14 protein-coding genes are annotated in these 20,897 nt (G+C 65.6%); 9 read left to right on the forward strand and 5 right to left on the reverse strand.

Annotated features, from left to right (window positions below; genetic code table 11):
- Positions 1-87: 87 nt before the first annotated feature.
- The 4 genes from PX653_RS16590 to PX653_RS16605 all read left to right on the forward strand — a co-directional run bounded on the left by PX653_RS16590 (position 88) and on the right by PX653_RS16605 (position 5,626).
- Positions 88-978 (forward strand): ABC transporter ATP-binding protein, encoded by an 891-nt coding sequence (locus PX653_RS16590; RefSeq protein WP_277413870.1) that lies wholly within the window; start codon positions 88-90, stop codon positions 976-978.
- A 1-nt stretch (position 979) separates the two neighbouring features.
- On the forward strand, positions 980-4,567 hold the full coding sequence (locus tag PX653_RS16595; RefSeq protein WP_277413871.1) for a M1 family aminopeptidase: 3,588 nt from the start codon (positions 980-982) through the stop codon (positions 4,565-4,567).
- An 82-nt stretch (positions 4,568-4,649) separates the two neighbouring features.
- Positions 4,650-5,162 (forward strand): hypothetical protein, encoded by a 513-nt coding sequence (locus tag PX653_RS16600; protein WP_277413872.1) that lies wholly within the window; start codon positions 4,650-4,652, stop codon positions 5,160-5,162.
- Positions 5,163-5,191: 29 nt separating this feature from the next.
- Entirely contained in the window at positions 5,192-5,626 is a 435-nt protein-coding gene (locus PX653_RS16605) for a DUF3597 domain-containing protein (RefSeq protein ID WP_277413873.1), read from the forward strand.
- Positions 5,627-5,808: 182 nt separating this feature from the next.
- Here the strand turns inward: PX653_RS16605 and PX653_RS16610 are convergent, their stop codons facing one another.
- Positions 5,809-7,347 (reverse strand): methyl-accepting chemotaxis protein, encoded by a 1,539-nt coding sequence (locus PX653_RS16610; RefSeq protein WP_277413874.1) that lies wholly within the window; start codon positions 7,345-7,347, stop codon positions 5,809-5,811.
- A gap of 154 nt (positions 7,348-7,501) precedes the next feature.
- Between PX653_RS16610 and PX653_RS16615 the strand changes: the two genes are divergently transcribed.
- Positions 7,502-8,224, forward strand: a complete 723-nt coding sequence (locus PX653_RS16615; protein ID WP_277413875.1) for a hypothetical protein — start codon at positions 7,502-7,504, stop codon at positions 8,222-8,224.
- Positions 8,225-8,379: 155 nt separating this feature from the next.
- On the opposite strand, the gene PX653_RS16620 is transcribed toward PX653_RS16615, so the two are convergent.
- The 4 genes from PX653_RS16620 to PX653_RS16635 all read right to left on the reverse strand — a co-directional run bounded on the left by PX653_RS16620 (position 8,380) and on the right by PX653_RS16635 (position 14,195).
- On the reverse strand, positions 8,380-11,037 hold the full coding sequence (locus tag PX653_RS16620; RefSeq protein ID WP_277413876.1) for a DNA topoisomerase III: 2,658 nt from the start codon (positions 11,035-11,037) through the stop codon (positions 8,380-8,382).
- Positions 11,038-11,359: 322 nt separating this feature from the next.
- Positions 11,360-11,824 carry a Smg family protein gene (locus tag PX653_RS16625; RefSeq protein ID WP_277413877.1) on the reverse strand — a complete coding sequence of 155 codons (465 nt, stop codon included), beginning with the start codon at positions 11,822-11,824 and terminating at the stop codon, positions 11,360-11,362.
- A 53-nt stretch (positions 11,825-11,877) separates the two neighbouring features.
- Positions 11,878-13,068 carry a DNA-processing protein DprA gene (gene dprA, locus PX653_RS16630; protein WP_277413878.1) on the reverse strand — a complete coding sequence of 397 codons (1,191 nt, stop codon included), beginning with the start codon at positions 13,066-13,068 and terminating at the stop codon, positions 11,878-11,880.
- 8 nt (positions 13,069-13,076) lie between these two features.
- On the reverse strand, positions 13,077-14,195 hold the full coding sequence (locus PX653_RS16635; RefSeq protein WP_277413879.1) for a LysM peptidoglycan-binding domain-containing protein: 1,119 nt from the start codon (positions 14,193-14,195) through the stop codon (positions 13,077-13,079).
- 321 nt (positions 14,196-14,516) lie between these two features.
- Here PX653_RS16635 and def point away from each other — a divergent pair, with 321 nt between their 5' ends.
- The 4 genes from def to metH all read left to right on the forward strand — a co-directional run bounded on the left by def (position 14,517) and on the right by metH (position 20,895).
- On the forward strand, positions 14,517-15,056 hold the full coding sequence (def, locus tag PX653_RS16640) for a peptide deformylase (protein WP_277413880.1): 540 nt from the start codon (positions 14,517-14,519) through the stop codon (positions 15,054-15,056).
- 12 nt (positions 15,057-15,068) lie between these two features.
- On the forward strand, positions 15,069-16,025 hold the full coding sequence (gene fmt / locus PX653_RS16645) for a methionyl-tRNA formyltransferase (protein WP_277413881.1): 957 nt from the start codon (positions 15,069-15,071) through the stop codon (positions 16,023-16,025).
- Between the two features lie 309 nt (positions 16,026-16,334).
- The gene (locus tag PX653_RS16650) at positions 16,335-16,940 is read left to right on the forward strand and encodes a PEPxxWA-CTERM sorting domain-containing protein (protein ID WP_277413882.1); all 606 of its coding nucleotides are present in this window, start codon (positions 16,335-16,337) and stop codon (positions 16,938-16,940) included.
- A gap of 175 nt (positions 16,941-17,115) precedes the next feature.
- A complete protein-coding gene (metH, locus tag PX653_RS16655; RefSeq protein ID WP_277413883.1) occupies positions 17,116-20,895 on the forward strand; it encodes a methionine synthase in 3,780 nt (1,259 codons plus the stop codon).
- Positions 20,896-20,897 lie beyond the last annotated feature (2 nt).

A 20,897-nucleotide genomic window follows, 5' to 3' on the forward strand; every position in this document is an offset into this window, starting at 1 on the left:
CAATACAATGCCATCATGTGCAAAGGTGCGCACGGTGGCTCCCGGCGGCGCCCCATGCTGCGCCGCAGTCAGTTTTCAGGAGTGAGCATGGAGCTAAGCATCCGCAACCTGTCCAAGACCTACGCCAACGGCGTGGTGGCCCTGGACAATATTTCGCTGACGATTCCGTCCGGCATGTTCGGCCTGCTGGGCCCGAACGGCGCCGGCAAGTCGACGCTGATGCGCATCCTGGCCACCTTGCAGGAATGCGATGCGGGTTCCGTCTTTTTCGGCGAGCTGGACGTGCTCGACGAAAAAGACGAAGTCCGCCGCCAGCTGGGCTACCTGCCACAGGATTTTGGCGTCTATCCGAAGGTCAGCGCCTACGAACTGCTGGATCACTTCGCCGTGCTGAAAGGCCTGTCGCACCGCAACCGGCGGCGCGAGATCGTCGACGGGCTGCTGCAGCAGACCAACCTGTTCGACGTGCGCCACCAGAAGCTGGGCACCTTCTCGGGCGGCATGCGCCAGCGCTTCGGCATCGCCCAGGCGCTGCTGGGCGACCCGAAACTGATCATCGTCGACGAGCCCACGGCCGGCCTCGATCCGCAGGAGCGGGTGCGCTTCCACAACCTGCTGTCCGACATCGGCGACGACCGCACCGTGATCCTGTCCACCCACATCGTCAGCGACGTGGCCGACCTGTGCGCCAACATGGCCATCATCAACAAGGGCGAGCTGCTGGTGACGGGCGCCACGCAGGAGCTGATCGACGACATCAGCTGCAAGATCTGGGCGCGCTTCGTCGACAAGAAGGACCTCCCCTACTTCCAGCAGCGCCACACGATCATCTCCACGCGCCTGCTGTCCGGGCGGACCCTGATCCATGCGTACAGCGACAGCGACCCGGGCGACGGCTTCGAGGAAGCCATCGGCGACCTGGAGGACGTGTACTTCGCCACCATCGCCGGCCGCCACGTGACCGACGCCTGCGACTGACATGGCGGCGCTCCTTTCCATCGCGCTGTTCGAGGCGAAGCAACGCTTCCGCCTGCTGTCGACATGGGTCTACTTCCTGATGTTCCTGGCGCTGGCGCTGCTGTGCGTGGCCGCCGCGGGCGGCGCGATGAAGAACGCCGCCATCGGCTTCGGCGGCCGCGTCCTGATCAACGCGCCGATGCCCGTCATGCTGACGACCAGCGTCCTCGGCTGCCTGGGCGTCATCGTCGTGGCGGCGATGATGGGGCGCGCGGTGCAGCAGGACTTCGAGTACGACATGCACCACTTCTTCTTCACGGCGCCTATCCGCAAGTACCAGTACATGTTCGGCCGCCTGGCCGGCGCCTGGCTGGTGCTGGCCGTGGTGTTCGCCAGCATACCGCTCGGCCTCGTGCTGGGCACCTGGCTGCCCGGCGTCGATCCGGGGCGCCTCGGCCCCATCCGGCCGGAGGCGTACCTGCTGCCCTACCTGCTGGCGCTGCTGCCGAACCTGTTCATCTTCGGTGCGATCTTCTACGTGCTGGCCGCGCTGACGCGGCGCATGCTGCCCGTGTACGTCAGCAGCGTCGTGATGCTGATCGGGTACATCGTCGCACCGACGCTGGCGCGCGACCTCGATTACAAGACGCTGGCCGCGCTGATCGATCCGTTCGGCACGGCCGCCGTGCTGCGCCTGACGGAATACTGGCCGATCGCCGAACGCAACACACGCCTGGTGCTGCCCGAAGGCGTCTACCTGCTCAACCGCGCCATCTGGTGCGTGTTCTCCCTGGTCGTGCTGGTACTGGGCTACTGGCGCTTCCACTTCGTCGGCACGCAGGACGGCGGCAACGCGGCAGCGCGCGGCGAAGGCGACGTCCCGCTGCGCATCACGACGGCCGCCGCGAGCACCGCCGAAGCGCCCGACTTCAAGGCGCGCAACCTGGGGCTGCTGCTGGCGCGCATGACCTGGCTGAACTTGCGCGAAACCACGAAGAACGTCTACTTCTTCGTGATCGTGCTGGCCGGCGTGCTGACGATGTACGCGGGCGCGCTCGACATGGGCTCCATGTGGGGTACGAACACGTATCCGCTGACGTACGTGGTGCTGGAAATGGTCAGCAAGACGTTCGCGCCCTTCCTGCTGGTGGTGACGACGTTCTACGCCGGCGAACTGGTATGGCGCGAACGCGAGCACCGCATGGCGCTGCTGCTGGACACGCTGCCCGTACCGGGCTGGCTGCCGATGCTGTCCAAGCTGGCGGCGCTGGTCGGGCTGCAGGCACTGCTGCTGCTGGTCGTGATGCTGTGCGGGATGTCGATCCAGGTATTCCACGGCTACTTCCACTTCGAGCCTGCGCTGTACCTGAAAGCGCTGTTTTCGATCGACCTGCCATACTACGCGCTGACGGCGGTGCTGGCGATCGCGCTGCAGGTGCTGATCGGCCAGAAATACCTGGCCTACTTCGCCATGGTGCTGTACTACGTGGCGACGATCGCGCTGGCCGGCTTCGGCCTGGAGCATCCGCTGCTGCTGTTCGGCGTCACGCCGGAGATCCGCTACTCGGACATGAACGGCTTCGGCCACTTCCTGCTGCGCGAGCGCTGGTACCAGCTCTACTGGGGCGGCGCGGCGCTGGTGCTGGTCGTGCTGACGCTGGTGTTCTGGCCGCGCGGCGCCAGCGAGGCTTGGACCACGCGCGTGCGCCTGGCGCGTCACGCACTGACGCCCGCGGTGCTGGCCAGCCTGGCCGCCGGCGTGCTGCTGTTCCTCGGCACCGGCGCCGTCCTGTTCTACAACCTGAACGTCGCCAACCGCTTCGAGACGGCCTACCGGCAGGGCGCGGACCGCGCCGATTACGAGAAGCGCTACAAGCGCGTGGCCGCGCTGGCGCAGCCGCGCATCGCGGACGTGAAGCTGACGGTGGACATCGAGCCCGGCGCGCGCCGCCTCGTCGTCAAGGGCCGCTACCTGCTGGAGAACCGGACGGCGCAACCCATCGGCACCGTCTACGTCACGCAGGAGCCCCATGCGCAGCTGGCTCCCATGCGCTTTGGCGTGCCGGCGCGCCGGACGCTGGATGACGCGGAGCTGGGCTTTCATGCCTACGCCCTGGCCACGCCGCTGGCGCCGGGCGCCACGCTGCCGATGGAATTCGAGCTCGTGCACGAACCGAAGGGGATCTTGGGCCTGGGCCGGGACACGCCCGTGGTAGCGAACGGCACGTTCTTCAACAACCAGGTGCTGCCCCACATCGGCTACCAGCGCTTCACCGAGCTGACCGATCCGCGCGACCGCCGTCGTCACGGCCTGCCGGCGCAGGAACGCCAGCTGCCGCGCGACGACGCCAAGGGCCTGGCCGACAACGTGCTGGGCAGCGATGCGGACTGGGTCACGTTCGATGCCGTCATCGGCACGGCATCCGACCAGACCGCGATCGCGCCGGGCACGCTGGTCAAGGAATGGACGGCACGAGGACGGCGCTACTTCCACTACCGCATGGACCGGCCGATCCTGAACTTCTACTCGTTCCAGTCGGCGCGCTACGCAGTCCGGCACGACTGGTGGCAGGACGTCGGCATCGAGCTGTATTACCACCCCGGCCACGAATACAACCTGGACCGCATCATGCGCGGGGTGCGCGACGCGCTGGACTACTACAGCCGCAATTACGGCCCGTACCAGCACAAGGTGCTGCGCGTAGTGGAGTTCCCTGCGTACCAACGCTTTGCGCAGTCCTACCCGAACACGGTGCCCTTCTCGGAAAGCATGGGCTTCATCGCCAAGGTCGACGAGAAGAACCCGAAGGACATCGACTATCCGTACTATGTGACGGCGCACGAGGTGGCGCACCAGTGGTGGGGCCACCAGCTGGTGGGCGGCAATACGCGCGGCACCACGGTGCTGTCGGAAACGCTGGCCGAATACTCGGCGTTGATGGTGATGAAGAGGAGCTTTGGCCCCGAGCGCATGCGCCGCTTCCTGCGCTACGACCTGGACATGTACCTGCGCGGCCGTGCGATGGAGAACGGCAAGGAACTGCCGCTGGCCGACAACGAGAACCAGCGCTACATCCACTATCGCAAGGGCAGCCTGGCGATGTACCAGTTGCAGGACATCGTCGGCGAGGAGCGCATCAACGCGCTGCTGCGCCGGCTGCTGCAACAGCATGCCTTCCGCGGCAGCCCGTATCCGAGCGTGTCCGTGCTGGTCGACGGCCTGCGCGCGGTGGTGCCCGCCGACCAGGCCTACCTCGTCGACGACCTGTTCGACAGCATCGTCCTGTACGACAACCGGGCGCTGTCGGCCACGCTGAAGAAGCGCCGGGAAGGCCGCTACGACGTCACCATCACCGTGCAGGCCGCCAAGCTGCGCGCCGACGGCCTGGGGGCGGAGAAGGAAGTCCCGATGGCCGACCTGGTCGACATCGGCGTCGACGACAAGGACGGCAAGCCCCTGCTGCGCGAGCGCCGCCGCATCGGCAGCGGCACGACCACCTACAAGGTGGTGGTTAGCGGCCGGCCGGCCCGGGCCGGCATCGACCCGGACAACAAGCTGATCGACCGCAAGCCGGACGACAACATGACGGCGGTCGAGTTCCCGCCCTGACCCAGGGTTAAACCGCGAACAGACCCGGACCGGACCCCGTCTTATGCTGACACCTTCGTCAGACAAACACAGGAGTCTAGCAATGGGATTCGATCTCGGTAACTTGCTGCAGCAATACCTGGGCGGGAACGGCGCGGCCGACCCGGCCCGTGCCGAACAGGACTTCGACAACGTGGCGCAGCAGGCGCCCCGTGCCGGCATGGCGCAGGGCGTGACGGAAGCGCTGCGCTCCGACCAGACCCCGCCGTTCGCGACGCTCGTCAGCCAGCTGTTCGGCCGCAGCGATCCGCAACAGCGCGCCGGCATGCTGAACCAGCTGCTGGCCAACGTCAGCCCGGCCATGCTGGCATCGCTGGCGGGCGGCGTCGGCAACCTGTTCAAGGGCGGCGGGCAACCGCAGGTCACGCCGGAACAGGCCGAACAGATCACGCCGCAGCAGGTGCAGGAAATCGCCGCCACGGCGGAACAGCACAACCCCGGCATCGTCGACCGCATGGGCGACTTCTATGCGGAACATCCCACGCTGGTCAAGGCACTGGGCGGCGCCGCGCTGGCCATCGTGCTGGGCAAGCTCGCCCAGTCGAACCAGAACTGAGTCCACCACCAGACCGACAAGGAGTATCCATGGGCATCCTGAGCAATATCTTCCACAAGATCTTCCCGTCCTCGCATCCGGCCGTGCAGCAGAAGCCGGCCGCACCGGCCGCTACGCCACAGACGAGCACCGCCGCCGCTTCGCCTGCGGCACCCGCACCGGCCGCGCCCGCGCCGGCGCCACAGGCGGCACCGACCGCGATGGCCGAGGTGGACGTCGAGGCGATCCTGAACCAGAAGGCGCAATCGGCCGGCCAGCCGCTGAACTGGCGCACGTCGATCGTCGACCTGCTGAAATTGCTGGACCTGGACAGCAGCCTGCAGGCCCGCAAGGAGCTGGCGCAGGAGCTGCACTACACGGGCGATACGGGCGACTCGGCCAAGATGAATATCTGGCTGCACCGGCAAGTGATGAACAAGCTGGCCGCCAATGGCGGCAAGGTGCCGGCGGACCTGAAGGATTGAAGTTGGGGTCTGTCCCCGACGGGGACTGACCCCGAAGTTCCGGCGCCATTTCAAACCCGTTCGGCGGGGCTGTTGCGCTGAACCTCGTGCAGTCGACGGCCTTCACGCGCAAGCAAACTTCGGGGTCGGTCCCTTGCAGGGACAGACCCCAGGCCTGGCACCGGCGGGTCTGTCTATGGCGCCTACGCCAGCTTGAACACGCTGACCACGCCCGCCAGCGCGGCAGCCTGCTCGCGCAGCGAGGCGGCGGCGGCAGCGGCTTCCTCCACCAGCGCGGCGTTCTGCTGCGTGACGCCGTCCATGTCCGAGATGGCGCGGTTGACCTGTTCGATGCCGGAGCTCTGCTCCACGCTTGCCGTCGTGATCTCGCCCATGATGTCCGTCACGCGGTGGATGCTCTGCACCACTTCCGTCATCGTCGTGCCGGCCTGCTCGACCAGCTTGCTGCCGGCGTCGACCTTGTCGACGGAGTCGCCGATCAGCACCTTGATTTCCTTCGCCGCGGCGGCCGAGCGCTGCGCCAGGTTGCGCACTTCGCTGGCGACGACGGCGAAACCACGTCCCTGCTCGCCCGCGCGGGCCGCTTCCACGGCCGCATTCAGGGCCAGGATATTCGTCTGGAACGCGATGCCGTCGATGACCGAGATGATGTCGACGATCTTGCGCGCCGAGGCGTTGATCGAATCCATCGTCTCGACCACGCGGCCCACCACTTCGCCGCCGCGCACGGCCACTTCGGAAGCGCTGGCGGCCAGCTGGTTGGCCTGGCGCGCATTGTCGGCGTTCTGGCGCACGGTGGCCGTCAGTTCCTCCATCGACGAGGCCGTTTCCTCCAGCGCGCTGGCCTGCTGCTCCGTGCGGGTGGACAGGTCCAGGTTGCCGGCGGCGATCTCGCCGGAGGCGCTGGAGATGTGCTCGGTGCCGTTGCGCACCTGGCCGACGATGCGGGCCAGGTTGTCGTTCATTGTCTTCAGGGCACCCAGCAGGCGGCCCGTCTCGTCCTTCGTGCTGCTTTCGATATCGCTGCGCAGGTCGTTGTTCGCCACCGACCACGCCACCTCCACGGCGCGGTGCAGCGGCACGACGATTCCACGCGTCAGCCACCACGAGCAGAACGCGCCCAGGGCCAGCACGGCGCCACCGAACAGGATCATGAAGCGGCGGTCGTCCTGGAACACCTGGTCGATGCGCACGGCTTCGGCGTCAATGAAATTACGCTGCAGCTGCAGCAGGTCGTTCAGCGCGTCCAGGTAGGCCTTGCCGTCCGGCTGGAACGTTTTCACCAGCACGTCGTTGGCCTCGTCGAACTTGCCGTCCTTCTTCAGCGCGACGATGGCGTCGCGCGAGGCCAGGTAGCGCTTGCGAGCCGCGACGATGCGCTCGAACGCGTCCTTTTCAGGACCGGTGACCAGCAGCGGTTCCACCTTCTTCTGCAGGGCGTTGACTTCACGCGTCGAGTTGGCGGTGTCCTCGGCGAAGAACGGGCCGAGCGACGGATCGCTGCTCTTCGAGATCGCCGTCGTGCGGCGCACGCTCGTATGGATGCGCAGGTACCAGTCGGAGACCATGCGCTCTTTCGCCAGCGGGACGTGCGTCAGGTCGCGCGTGGCTTCGGCCACGGATTGCATGTGCAGCACGCCGAAGACCGTCATCACGATGGTCAGCAGGAGAACCAGGCCGAAGCCCAGGCCAAGGCGGGTGCCAATTTTCAGGTTGTTCATATTGGGTAGATTGCCGTACCGCCGGCCGGAGGGCCGCAGCACGGAACAAGGTGCTCAAAAGGGAGGCAAGTCTACCATAAATCTAGTTTCCAAAAGGAAATTACAATGGCTGTGATGCAGAAACGTCGGGCGAGAATGCTTGCTTTAAGACATCGTGGCGACGTACCATCGGGCGATGAATCCGATCTCCATTTCGCGCCGAGGCGCACTTGCTCGGGCGCTGCTGCTGGCGCTGGTTCCAACGCTGCCGGCGCTGGCCGCGGGCCCGACCTACGGCACCCATGGCATGGCGCTGTTCGGCGGCCGCGAGGGGCTCTACGCGTCTCATCTGCCGATGTTCCATGCGCCGCACGACTACCAGGTCATCCTGAAGGTACGCCTGGCCGATGCGAAGCTGGACGCGGCACTGCGCACGCGCCTGGACGGCAGGACGGCGCTGTGGACTATCGAGCCGGACAAGTTCGAGCTGGACCGGCTGGCACCGGGCGCCGCCGCACCGCTGCGCCAGTTCGACGCCAACATCGTGCTGGGGCATTTCGAACAGGGCGGCAAGACCCAGTACCCGCATGCGGCCGTCGTCGTGGAGGAGGTCGTGCTGTTCCGCCGCCTGTCGCCACAGACCATGGAGAACGCCAGCGCACGCTACATGCAGGTCGGATCGGGACGCCAGCGCTTCCTCGTCAAGACCATCGACAGCCGGCCGGACTTCGACCACATCGTGGCCTATCGCGCGGTGCCAGGCGCGGACACGGCCTCCGTGACGGTGCCGAAGGTGGCATTGAAACAGCCGGCCACGCGCGAGCTGGCGGCGGCGCTGGGGGTGGCGCCGTCGGCGGTTGGGGGAACGGTGTATTTTTATACCGACGATTTGCGCTAAGCGGACCGGCGCTCGTATCGGGGCTGAGGGTCTGTCCCCGCATGGGGACTGACCCTGAAGTTTGTCGCCGACTTTGGCAAAACCCAAGCAAACTTCGGGGTCAGTCCCTGTGCCGGGACAGACCCCAAAAAAACGGGACCCGCAGGTCCCGTTGTTTATTCCGCCACCACAGCCTTCTTGGCAGCGGCCTTCTTCGCCGGCGCCTTCCTGGCTGGCGCCTTCTTGGCCGCCACCTTGGTGACGGCCTTCTTCGCCGCGGTCTTCTTCGCCGGCGCGACTGCCGCTTCCTCGCCGCCTTCCGCTGCCGGTTCCGCCGCCGCCTTCGGCTTGGCGCCCGGCTTTTCCTTGCGCGGCTCGAACTCGAAGCTGATCTTGCCGTCCTTGCCGCGCACGAGGAACGCCTTGAACGGACGGCGCGTGCGTTGCGAGACGAAGCCCGGCAGCAGGTCGGTCTTGCCATCGTTGAGCAGCTTGGCCATCTGCTCCGGCAGGATCTCCTGCTGCAGGATGATGCGGCCGCTGCGGAAGTCGCACGTCTTCGGCTTGGCCACGCTGTGCTCGCACACATAGGCCAGGCCCATCTCGTACACGCCGCCAGCGCACTTCGGGCACGGGCCCAGCGCCGTCTGGCCGGTGAAGTCGACGCCTTCGCCGTCCTCGCCTTCCTCGTCGTTCTGGCCGAAGTCGAACTCGAGCTTGAAGTTGTTGATGTCCTCGTCGCGCGCGATGCGCAGGATCGCCGCGAACGGGCGGCCCATCTTCGAGCGGAAGCCCTGCAGCGGACCGATGGTGCGGTTCTTCAAGAGCTCTTCCACTTCGGCGATCTCGAACTGCCGGCTGCCCGGCGTCTTGCTCATCGAGAACTCGCACTTGGTGCACGCGAAGCGGCGGTAGTTTTCCTTGACGACGCCGGCGCAGTTCGGGCACGGGGTCGTCAGCGTGGCGTACTCGCCCGGGATCGTGTCGTTGTCGTATTCCTTGGCGCGCTTGACGATGATCTGCGTCATCTGCGCGATCTCGCGCATGAACTCCTCGCGCGAGATGCGGCCCTTCTCCATCTGCGACAGCTTGTATTCCCACTCGCCCGTCAGCTCCGGCGCCGTCAGTTCGTTGACGCCCAGGCCACGCAGCAGCGTCATCAGCTGCGATGCCTTTGCCGTCGGGATCAGTTCGCGGCCTTCGCGGATCAGGTACTTCTCCGTCAGCAGGCCCTCGATGATCGCCGCCCGCGTGGCCGGCGTGCCGAGGCCCTTGCCGGCCATCGCGTCGCGCAGCTCATCCGAATCGACCAGCTTGCCGGCGCCTTCCATCGCCGACAGCAGCGTCGCTTCCGTGTAGCGCGCGGGCGGCTTCGTCACCAGCCCGTTCGCATTGACCTGGTCCGTCAGGACCTTCTCGCCCTTCGCCACCGGTACCAGGTTGCCGCTGCCTTCCTTGTCGTCGGTCGTGTCCTTGCCGTACACCGCCAGCCAGCCGGGGTTCGTCATGACCTTGCCTTCGGTCTTGAACTGGTGGCCCGACACTTCCGTGTAGCGCGTCGTCACCTGGAATTCAGCGGCCGGGAAGAACACCGCCATGAAGCGGCGCGTCACCAGGTCGTACAGCTTCTGTTCCGGCTCCGACAGGCCCTTCGGCGCGATGCCGGTCGGGATGATCGCGAAGTGGTCCGAGATCTTCGTGTTGTCGAAGATGCGCTTGTTCGGCTTGACCCAGCCCTTGTCCAGGATGGTCTTGGCGAACTGGTGGTAGTTCGGATTCTGCTTGACCACTTCCAGGGTCGACTGCACGGTCGGCAGGTAGTCTTCCGGCAGGTGGCGCGAATCGGTACGCGGATACGTCAGCACCTTGTGCTTCTCGTACAGCGCCTGGGCCAGGCCCAGCGTGTTCTTGGCGGAGAAGCCGAAGCGGCCGTTGGCCTCGCGCTGCAGCGAGGTCAGGTCGAACAGCGCGGGCGCCATCGACGTCGTCGGCTTCGATTCTTCCGTGACGTTGCCCTGCTTGCCGCGGCAGGCCAGCGCGATCGAATCGGCGGCAGCCTTGCTCCACAAGCGCTCGGCGCGCTTCTCCGGATCGTTCTCGTCCTTCTTGAAATTCGTATCGAGCCAGCGGCCTTCGTAGACGCCGGCGGCGCAGACGAATTCGGCCCGCACTTCCCAATAATCGCGCGGCACGAACTTCTTGATCTTGTCTTCGCGCTCGACGACGATCGACAAGGTCGGCGTCTGCACGCGGCCGACGGTGGTCAGGTAGAAGCCGCCCTCTTTCGAATTGAAGGCCGTCATCGCGCGGGTGCCGTTGATGCCGATCAGCCAGTCGGCTTCGGAGCGGCAGCGCGCGGCATCGGCCAGTGGCAGCATCTCGTCGTCCGAACGCAGGCGGGCGAAGCCGTCGCGGATCGCGGCCGGCGTCATCGACTGCAGCCACAGGCGCTTGACGGGCTGCTTCGCTTTCGCATGCTGCGCGATCAGGCGGAAGATCAGTTCTCCTTCGCGGCCCGCGTCACATGCGTTGATCAGGGCGGTAACGTCCTTGCGTTTGATCAGTTTGTTCAGGACCTTGAGCCGGCTTTCCGTCTTGGCGATCGGGTTCAGCGCGAAGTACGGCGGGATCATCGGCAGGTGCGCGAAGCTCCACTTGCCGCGCTTGACGTCGTGCTCTTCCGGCACCGCGATTTCCAGCAGGTGGCCGACGGCGGAGGACAGCACGTATTCGTCGGATTCGAAATACTCATCGTGCTTGGTGAAGCCGCCAAGCGACTTCGCGATATCGTTCGCGACAGAAGGCTTCTCGGCGATGATGAGGGTTTTGCTCATGGTTGTTGTTCTCGGTTGCTTTGCTGTGACGCCTAGTTGCGGGCAGGCGCATCATACATGTTAACGATGACGGTGCTGCCCGCGCCGGCATTTTCCGTGGCCCGCGCGCTACCCGCCGTCTTGCAAAAGGGCCAATCATAAGCGCGTTGCGACACAATTCGCAAGGTTCGCGCAAGGTTCGCGCAAGGCCGGCCCCGTCGTCCCGTAACGATACCGCCGCAACGCCGCCGCCGCACGGACGTGCGTTGTCCCGTGCGCGACAGTTCCGCAGCGTAATGAATAGTTGATTGAAGCATTGCGCCGGCGAGTGCCGGCGGCGCGTTCAGTGCAGCAGGCGGGGAGCCTGCTCTTCGTCCGACCCGAACAGGTCGTCGAACATCAATGCGTCGGGCTCCTTGCCTTGGCTCCACAACAGCATCAGCACGATGATCTTCAGCTTGCCGAGGTTGACGGGCGCCTCCTCCAGCGACAATGCCCGTTCGATGACGATCTCGCGCTGCAGCGGCGTCAGCACGCGCGCGCTTTCCAGGAACGCAATGAAGCCGATGGCTTGCGACCCCAACACATCCTGTTCCTGCTCGACATAAAAACGCATGCCCGTCGACGCGGCCACGGAAGCCTGTTCGTCGCTGGCCATTTCAGTGAGGTCGTTCAGCCAGACCAGCGCCTCGGAAATCTCCACATCGTCGAAACCGACGGCCGAAAGCTTCTTCGCCAACGCTGCCGGTTCGGGGCACGCGTCGGGCCGGTAATAGGTCTCGTAGAGATAAACTAGGATGTCGAACATGGCGCTACTCTATCAGCATCGCTCGTCGCGGCACAAGTCCCACACCATTGCGATCACCTTTTCAGTCGCTGAAAAGCCCCACCTGGCAGCCGTTCCACAACACCTGCGAGCTCCAATGCCAACAAACTTGCTTGCGTAGCAGCGGCATCGAGTTGCAAGCGGGAAGCCAGTTCGTCGATGCCGACAGGATCGTACGTGAGCGCATCCAGCAGGGGCCGCGCAGCGTGCTGCAAGGACGTCAGCATGGCGTCCTCGCAACTGGCATTGCCTTCGTCAACACACGGCATGCGAGCCGCATCGCCGATGCGCAATGCCGCCAGAATATCGTCCGCCGTTTCGACCAGCAACGCGCCTTCGCGAATCAGGCGGTGGCAGCCTTTCGACAGCGTCGCATGGATGGAGCCAGGGATGGCGAACACGTCGCGGCCCTGCTCACCGGCGCAACGTGCCGTGATCAGCGAGCCGGATCGCTCGGCCGCTTCGACCACGAGCACGCCGCGCGTCATGCCGCTGATGGTGCGGTTGCGAATGGGGAAATGCGGCGCGCGTGCGGGCGTGCCCAGCGCGAACTCGCTGACAATGCAACCGCCCTCCTGTGCGATGCGGCGCGCCAGGCCGGCGTTGGTGGCGGGATAGACGACGTCGATGCCCGTGCCGATCACCGCAACCGTGGAGCCCTCGCCTTGCAACGCGCCCGCATGGGCGGCCGCGTCGATGCCCAGCGCCAGCCCGGAGACGATCGTCAGGCCGGCACCGGCCAGGCTGTGTGCAAAGCGTTGCGCGTTGAGCCGGCCCTGCACGGTGGCATTGCGGCTGCCGACGATGCCGAGCGCCGCACGCGCCAGCAATGCGCTGTTGCCGCAAGCGTGCAGCAGCAATGGCGGGTCGGCAATTTCACGCAGCAGCGGCGGATACGCAGTGTCGGCGAAGGTCAGCAACCGGTGGCCTGGCCGCATCGACCATGCCATCGTGGTATCGAGCAGCGCTTGCTGCACGGCCGTCGCCGGCGCCCGCAGCGCGGCGGCCTGGCCGGCGGTAAGGCGTGGCACGTCTTCGTGTGGCCCATCTTCGTGTGACGCAGGTGCGACATGGCTCGCGGCCAGCACGGCCTGGGGCGTGCCGTGATGGCGCAACAGCCGCGCGGCGGCCAGGCGCGAGATGCCTGGCGTGTACGCGAGACGCAACCACGCTGCGATCTCTTCGGCCGCGTGGCTGCTGCTGGGAAGGGAGTCCGTGGCTGGCACGGTGGGGGTTACTCCGGAGTCTTGGCGACGTCGCCCACCACGACCGGTTCCGTCACCTGCATGATCAGGCCATATGCCACATGCCTGAACACGCGGAAGATAAACAAGCTGCCCACTTCCTCATCCGGCAACTTGACCTGCGGATTGCCCAGGTTGTGCCAGCCCTTGCTGGCTCCCGGATCGCGCACCGTCTGCCCTGTATGGTACAGCTGCAGCACGGACCCGACATCGAGTCCGTCAACCCGGCCGCGATTGATCGTGACCACCTGGTTCTGGCCCGCGTGGGTGACACCGTTATAGATGGCCAGCACGCGCGCATCGACCTTGCCCTCGGGCGGATGCGGCACGTAATGCTGCATCGGCGTCGGCGGCGTCTGCATCAGCTGGTCGCCCACGCCCATTTCCTCCTTTGCGCTGGCGACGACGAACGTGTGGACGTCGCTGCCGGGCGCGGCTTCGCGCAGCAACTTCAGCGTGCCGAGATAGAACGCCTCCGTCGCCACCTGCCGTTTCGTGACCGGATCGAGCAGCGGCTTGCCGGGCCGGAATACCTGGAACGACGTCCCGCCGTTCAGCTTGCCGCGCACATAGGCCTTGTCATCCTTGCCGATGAAGACGTGGTTTTCCGGCGTGGCGACGATGCGCGGCGCGTCCTTCAGCTCATCGGCCTCGACGATCAGTGGCTGCGTCAGGAAGGGCTCGATCGCGCTGGCCGGAATCGAGCGCACGGCGTCCTTGCCCAGGCCCTCCGTGCGCAGTTGCGGCGACAGTTTCAACGTGCCGGATGCCGTGCCGTCCACGCCCGCCGCCCCGACCTGGTTGGCCAGGCGCAACCGGCCGGCGACGCGGTCCAGGTAGACCACCTGGCCCGGATAGATCCAGTGCGGATTGGCGATCTCGGCACGGTTCATGCCCCACACCTGCGGCCAGCACCAGGGCTTGTCGAGGAAGCGGCCGGAAATCTCCCACAACGTGTCGCCGGCCGTGACCACGTGACTGTCGGGTGCGTCGGCGCGGAACCCGCATGCGCCTTGGGAGGCCTGGGCGCGTGCCGGCTGAGCCGCCAGCAGCGCCGCGAACAGGATGGCCACCGACAGCCGCCCGCCACCTGTGCTAAAATTTTTCATGAATATGTCCGATACTGACCCAGGCACCCGGAAGACGCCGTCGTTACCTCAAAAGACGCTCCGCGGTGTTCCTTGGAGGTTCTTGGCAAGCCGGGAAGAAGGCCGGGAAAACTTGCCGTAGTGAATCAAATTCTGCCCACTTTACCCTCGACTGGCAAGCTAAACCGCGCTGCGGTACCGGCTGCTCCTGTTGCCCCGCGTTGTATTGTTGCCGGGTGACGCCGCCGCCATTGTCGATGTGGTAAGGCACGGCACGCATTTTCGCCTTGTCCGCCGTTTGTGCTTTTTTGCGCTTTTTGTATACCTGATATCTAGTCACCAATGTCCATACTGAACATCCTCCGCTATCCCGATCCCCGCCTGCACAAGGTGGCCAAGCCTGTCGAAGTCTTCGACGACCGCATTGCCCGCCTCGTGGCCGACATGGCCGAGACCATGTACGACGCGCCCGGCATCGGCCTGGCCGCCACCCAGGTGGACGTGCACGAGCAAGTGATCGTCATCGACATCAGCGAGACGAAGGATCAGCTGACCGTCTTCGTCAACCCGGAAATCGTATGGGCCAGCGACGAGAAGCAAGTGTACGACGAAGGCTGCCTGTCGGTGCCGGGCATCTACGACGACGTGGAACGTCCCGCCAAGGTCAAGGTGCGCGCGCAGGATGCCAAGGGCGAGTTCTTCGAAGTGGACGCGGATGGCCTGCTGGCCGTGTGCATCCAGCACGAGATGGATCACCTTGCCGGCAAGGTCTTCGTCGAGTACCTGTCGCCACTCAAGCGCAACCGCATCAAGACCAAGCTGCAAAAGGAAGAGCGCGGCATGGAACGCGAACGGCAACTGCGCGCGGCCGGCCGCCGCTGATCGGACCCGGCCATGAAAGTCGTCTTTGCCGGCACGCCCGAATTCGCCGCCGTCGCGCTGAAGGCGCTGCACGAGGCCGGCTTCGAAATCCCCCTCGTGCTGACCCAGCCGGACCGGCCCGCCGGGCGTGGCCTGCAGTTGCAGCCGTCAGCGGTCAAGCAGTACGCCGCCGCCCACGGTATTCCCGTCGCGCAGCCGCTGTCGCTGCGCATGGATGCGAAGGACCCGCAGCGCGCACTGGAAGCCAGGCAAGCCCATGAGCTGCTGCTGGCCACCGACTACGACGCCATGGTGGTCGCGGCCTACGGCCTGATCCTGCCGCGCAGCACGCTCGACATCAAGCCCTGCATCAATATCCATGGCTCGCTGCTGCCGCGCTGGCGCGGCGCTGCGCCGATTCACCGCGCCATCGAGGCGGGCGATGCGGAAACGGGCGTCACCATCATGCAGATGGAGGAAGGCCTGGACACGGGTCCGATGCTGCTGATCGAGCGCACTCCCATCGGCCCGCACGACACCACGGCCATCCTGCACGACCGCCTGGCCGCGATGGGGGCGCAGATGGTCGTCAAGGTGCTGCACAAGATGGGGCAAGGCATCGTCGAGGCCATCCCGCAGCCGGAACACGGCGTCACGTATGCGGCCAAGATCGCCAAGGAGGAAGCTGCGCTGGACTTCAGCCGGCCGGCGCGCGAGATCCATCGCAAGATCCGGGCATTCAACCCGTTCCCCGCCGCCCACGGCAGCGTCAACGGCACTGTCATCAAGCTGTGGGGTGCCGAGTTGCTCGACGCGGGCAGCGACGCCCCGCCCGGCCAGGTTCTTGCCGCCGACGCCCAGCACGGCATCGTCGTCGCCTGCGGCAGTGGTGCGCTGCGGCTGACCGAACTGCAAAAGCCGGGCGGCAAGCGCCTGCCAGCCGCCGAGTTCATCAAGGGTTTTGCGCTCGAAGGCCTGCGCTTCACATAACGGTTGGCAAACTCTTGCGTTACGTCGAAGGCCCTCTCGGACGCACAGCGGCCTGGCGCCGGCGTGCGTGGCCGCGCGCTCCGCACCGGGAGCCCGGACACGTTTGATTATTCTCAAAAGAACTTTATTTTCCGTATATAAACTATCGTTTCCTGCGGATTTACAGCGGGTTTTATTGAGGCAGGTTAATACTGTACTGGAACGATAATATAAGCGTTGTATCCGCACACAGCGCCAACATAAAAGTTTCCATGCGGGGAAACCCGCGATACCATGGCGACTCCTCTCCACTTCTGTCCGAGAAGCATCATGTTCAAGAAACTCGCTATCGCCGGCATGCTTGTCGGTTCGCTCGCAGTCAGCGCCGCAGCGAGCGCGGCTAATACCTGGCAATTCTCCTATGTGGGCTTTCTCGACGAGGAGAACTGGATCTTCGCCCAGGACTACACGATTTCTGGTTCTTTTACGGGCAATGATGGCAACAACGACGGCGTGATCGAACTGGGCGAGATTACCCAGTTCGTGCTGAACGGTACGGATTACCTGGCGTGCGCCAGCGGCAGCCCTTTTAATTATTGCGGTACCGATCGCTTCCGTTATGAACTCGGCGGCGCGCTGGACTTCTCCGCGGGAACGGCCATGTCGGATCCCGAGGGCTACCATGGCGGCGGCTATGTGGTACGCGCCGGTATCGAGGAGTACAGCTACCGCAATACGCCGTATTCCCATACGCGCAGCGGCGCTTATCTGTGGACGGAGGATACCAAGTTCTCGATCAGGTCGATGAGCAGCGGCGGTGTGACGCCGGCCGTGCCGGAACCGGGCACGTGGGTCATGATCCTGACCGGCCTGGCACTGGTCGGCGGCGTCGCCCGCCGCCGCAAGTCCGAGCCGCTGCAGCCCTGCCAGCGCTGAATCGGACTGTGCCCGCGACGGCCTGCCCACCGCAAGGTGCGCAGGCCGTTTTCACGCCCAGGAGCGGTGCGACGGGCGCCTGGGGCACGGCAAGCGAAAAGGCTGCTTTGCCGTATAATTTCAGACCGGCCAGCAAGCCGCCCGCCCACTGACGCAGCTTCTCGAAAGTAGCAAAATGACCAAGATCGCGACCCGCCCCGCCTCCCAAACCGAAGCGCAACTGCGCGACATCCTGTCGCGCCGCATCATGTTCCTCGATGGCGCGATGGGCACGATCATCCAGCAGTACAAGCTGGACGAGCAGGCGTACCGGGGCGGTCCGCAAGGGCGCTTCATCGATTTCGCGGCGCCCGCCGGCAGCGGCGCACGCGAGCTGTTCGTGAAGGGGAACAACGAGTTGCTGACCCTGACGCAGCCACACGTGATCCAGGAGATCCACGAGCGCTACCTGGCCGCCGGCGCCGACCTGATCGAAACCAACACGTTCGGCGCCACCAGCATCGCGCAGGACGACTACCACATGGGCCACCTGGCCTACGAGATGAACGTCGAGGCGGCGAAGCTGGCGCGCGCCGCGACGGCCAAGTACAGCAGCGCGGACAAGCCGCGCTTCGTGGCCGGCGCGCTGGGCCCGACGCCGAAGACCGCGTCGATCTCGCCGGACGTGAACGACCCCGCCGCCCGCAACGTCACGTTCGACCAGCTGGTCGCGGCCTACCACGAGCAGGTGCGCGGGCTGGTGGATGGCGGCGTCGACGTGCTGCTGGTCGAAACGATCTTCGACACGCTCAACTGCAAGGCCGCCCTGTTCGCCATCGACCAGTACTTCGACGAGCATCCCCACCTCGAGCGCCTGCCGCTGATGATCTCCGGCACCGTGACCGACGCGTCCGGCCGCATCCTGTCCGGCCAGACGGTGCCGGCGTTCTGGAACTCCGTGCGCCATGCGCGGCCGCTGACCATCGGCCTCAATTGCGCGCTGGGCGCGGCGTTGATGCGCCCGTACGCCGAGGAGCTGTCGCAGATCGCCGATACGTTCGTCTGCATCTATCCGAACGCGGGCCTGCCCAACCCGATGAGCGACACGGGCTTCGACGAACTGCCGGCCGACACCTCCGCGCTGCTGCGCGAATTCGCCGAGGCGGGCTTCATCAACGTGGCCGGGGGCTGCTGCGGCACGACGCCCGAGCACATCGCCGCCATCGCCGCACTGCTCGCGGACGTCAAGCCGCGCGCCATGCCGCACGTGCCAGTCGCGCAGCGCCTGTCCGGCCTGGAGCCGTTCACGATCGACGACGACTCGCTGTTCGTCAACGTGGGCGAACGCACCAACGTGACGGGCTCGAAGGCCTTTGCCCGCATGATCCTCAACGAGCAGTACGACGAGGCGCTGTCGGTGGCGCGCCAGCAGGTGGAAAACGGCGCCCAGGTCATCGACATCAACATGGACGAGGCGATGCTGGACTCGCTGGCGGCGATGACGCGCTTCCTGAACCTGATCGCGTCCGAGCCGGACATCTCGCGCGTGCCGATCATGATCGACTCGTCCAAGTGGTCCGTCATCGAGGCGGGCCTGAAGTGCGTGCAGGGCAAGTCGATCGTCAATTCGATCTCGCTGAAGGAAGGCGAAGAGGAGTTCATCCGCCAGGCACGCCTGTGCCGCCGCTACGGCGCCGCCGTCATCGTCATGGCCTTCGACGAGAAGGGCCAGGCCGACACCTACGAGCGCAAGATCGAGATCTGCGCGCGCGCCTACCAGGTGCTGACCGAAACCGTGGGCTTCCCCGCCGAGGACATCATCTTCGACCCGAACATCTTCGCGATCGCCACCGGCATCGAGGAGCACAACAACTACGCGGTGGACTTCATCAATGCCACGCGCTGGATCAAGGACAACCTGCCGCACGCGAAGATCTCCGGCGGCGTGTCGAACGTGTCGTTCTCGTTCCGCGGCAACGATCCGGCGCGCGAGGCGATCCACACGGTGTTCCTGTACCACGCCATCAAGGCCGGCATGACGATGGGGATCGTCAACGCGGGCATGGTGGGCGTCTACGACGACCTGCCGGCCGAGCTGCGCGAGCGCGTCGAGGACGTGGTGCTGAACCGCCGCGACGACGCCACCGAGCGCATGATCGAAATCGCCGGCACGCTGAAGGCGGGCGGCAAGGCGGAAGCGGCCAACCTGGAGTGGCGCAACGGCACGGTGCAGCAGCGCCTCTCGCACGCGCTGGTGCACGGCATCACGCAGTGGATCGTCGAGGACACGGAAGAGGCGCGACTGGAATTGCTGAACAACGGCGGGCGCCCCATCAACGTCATCGAAGGACCGCTGATGGACGGCATGAACGTCGTCGGCGACCTGTTCGGCCAGGGCAAGATGTTCCTGCCGCAGGTGGTCAAGTCGGCCCGCGTCATGAAGCAGGCCGTGGCCCACCTGATCCCGTACATCGAGGAAGAGAAGGCGGAAGAGGAACGCCGCACCGGCATCGTGGCGAAACCGAAGGGCAAGATCGTCATCGCTACCGTCAAGGGCGACGTGCACGACATCGGCAAGAACATCGTCTCCGTCGTCCTGCAGTGTAACAACTTCGAAGTGGTGAACATGGGCGTGATGGTGCCCGCTTCCGAAATCCTGGCGCGCGCCAAGCTGGAGAACGCCGACATCATCGGCCTGTCCGGCCTCATCACGCCTTCGCTGGAAGAGATGGCGCACGTGGCCAAGGAAATGCAGCGCGACCCGCACTTCCGCATGCTGAAGATCCCGCTGCTGATCGGCGGCGCCACCACCAGCCGCGCCCACACGGCCGTCAAGATCGCCCACAACTACGAAGGTCCCGTCGTCTACGTGCCGGACGCGTCGCGCTCCGTCTCGGTGGCGCAATCGCTGCTGACGCCGGAAGCGCGCGACAAGTACATCGAGGAAGTGGAGCATGACTACGCGCGCATCCGCGAGCAACATGCGAGCAAGAAGGCGCTGCCCACCGTCACGCTGGCCACCGCGCGCGCCAACAAGATGAAGCTCGAGTTCGCGCCGGTGAAGCCGAAGTTCGTCGGCCGCCGCCTGTTCCGCAACGTCGACCTCGCGCTCCTGGCGCAGTACATCGACTGGGGTCCGTTCTTCCAGACCTGGGACCTGGCCGGCCCCTACCCCGCCATCCTGACCGACGACGTGGTGGGCGAAGCGGCGACCAAGGTGTTCGCGGAAGGCCAGGCGCTGCTGAAGCGCATCATCGACGGCCGCTGGCTGACGGCCAACGGCGCCGTCGCGCTGCTGCCCGCCAACAGCGTCAACGACGACGACATCGAGGTCTACACGGACGACACCCGCAGCGAAGTGGCGTTCACCTACTACGGCCTGCGCCAGCAAGGCGTGAAGCCCGTCATCGACGGCGTGCAGCGGCCCAACCAGTGCCTGGCCGACTTCATCGCGCCCAAGTCTTCCGGCGTGAAGGACTATCTCGGCATGTTTGCCGTGACGGCGGGCCTGGGCATCGAGAAGTACGAGAAGCGTTTCGAGGACGCGCACGACGACTACTCGTCGATCATGCTCAAGGCCTTGGCGGACCGCCTGGCCGAGGCGTTCGCCGAGTACCTGCACGAACGCGTGCGCAAGGACTTGTGGGGCTATGCGGCCGACGAGACGCTGTCCAATGCAGCATTGATCAACGAAGAGTACCGCGGCATCCGCCCGGCGCCGGGCTATCCGGCCTGCCCGGAGCACACGGTCAAGGCGGACCTGTTCCGCGTGCTGCAGGCCGAGGAGATCGGCATGGAGCTGACCGAATCGTTTGCGATGTTCCCGGGGGCGGCGGTAGCCGGCTTCTACTTCGCGCACCCGCAGTCGAAGTACTTCACGGTCGGCAAGATCGGCGAGGACCAGCTGAACGACATGGTCGCGCGGCGCGGGGTGGACAAGGTGACGCTGGAGCGTTGGCTGGCGCCGAATTTATAAGG

Source organism: Pseudoduganella chitinolytica (assembly GCF_029028125.1).
GTDB lineage: Bacteria > Pseudomonadota > Gammaproteobacteria > Burkholderiales > Burkholderiaceae_D > Rugamonas > Rugamonas chitinolytica.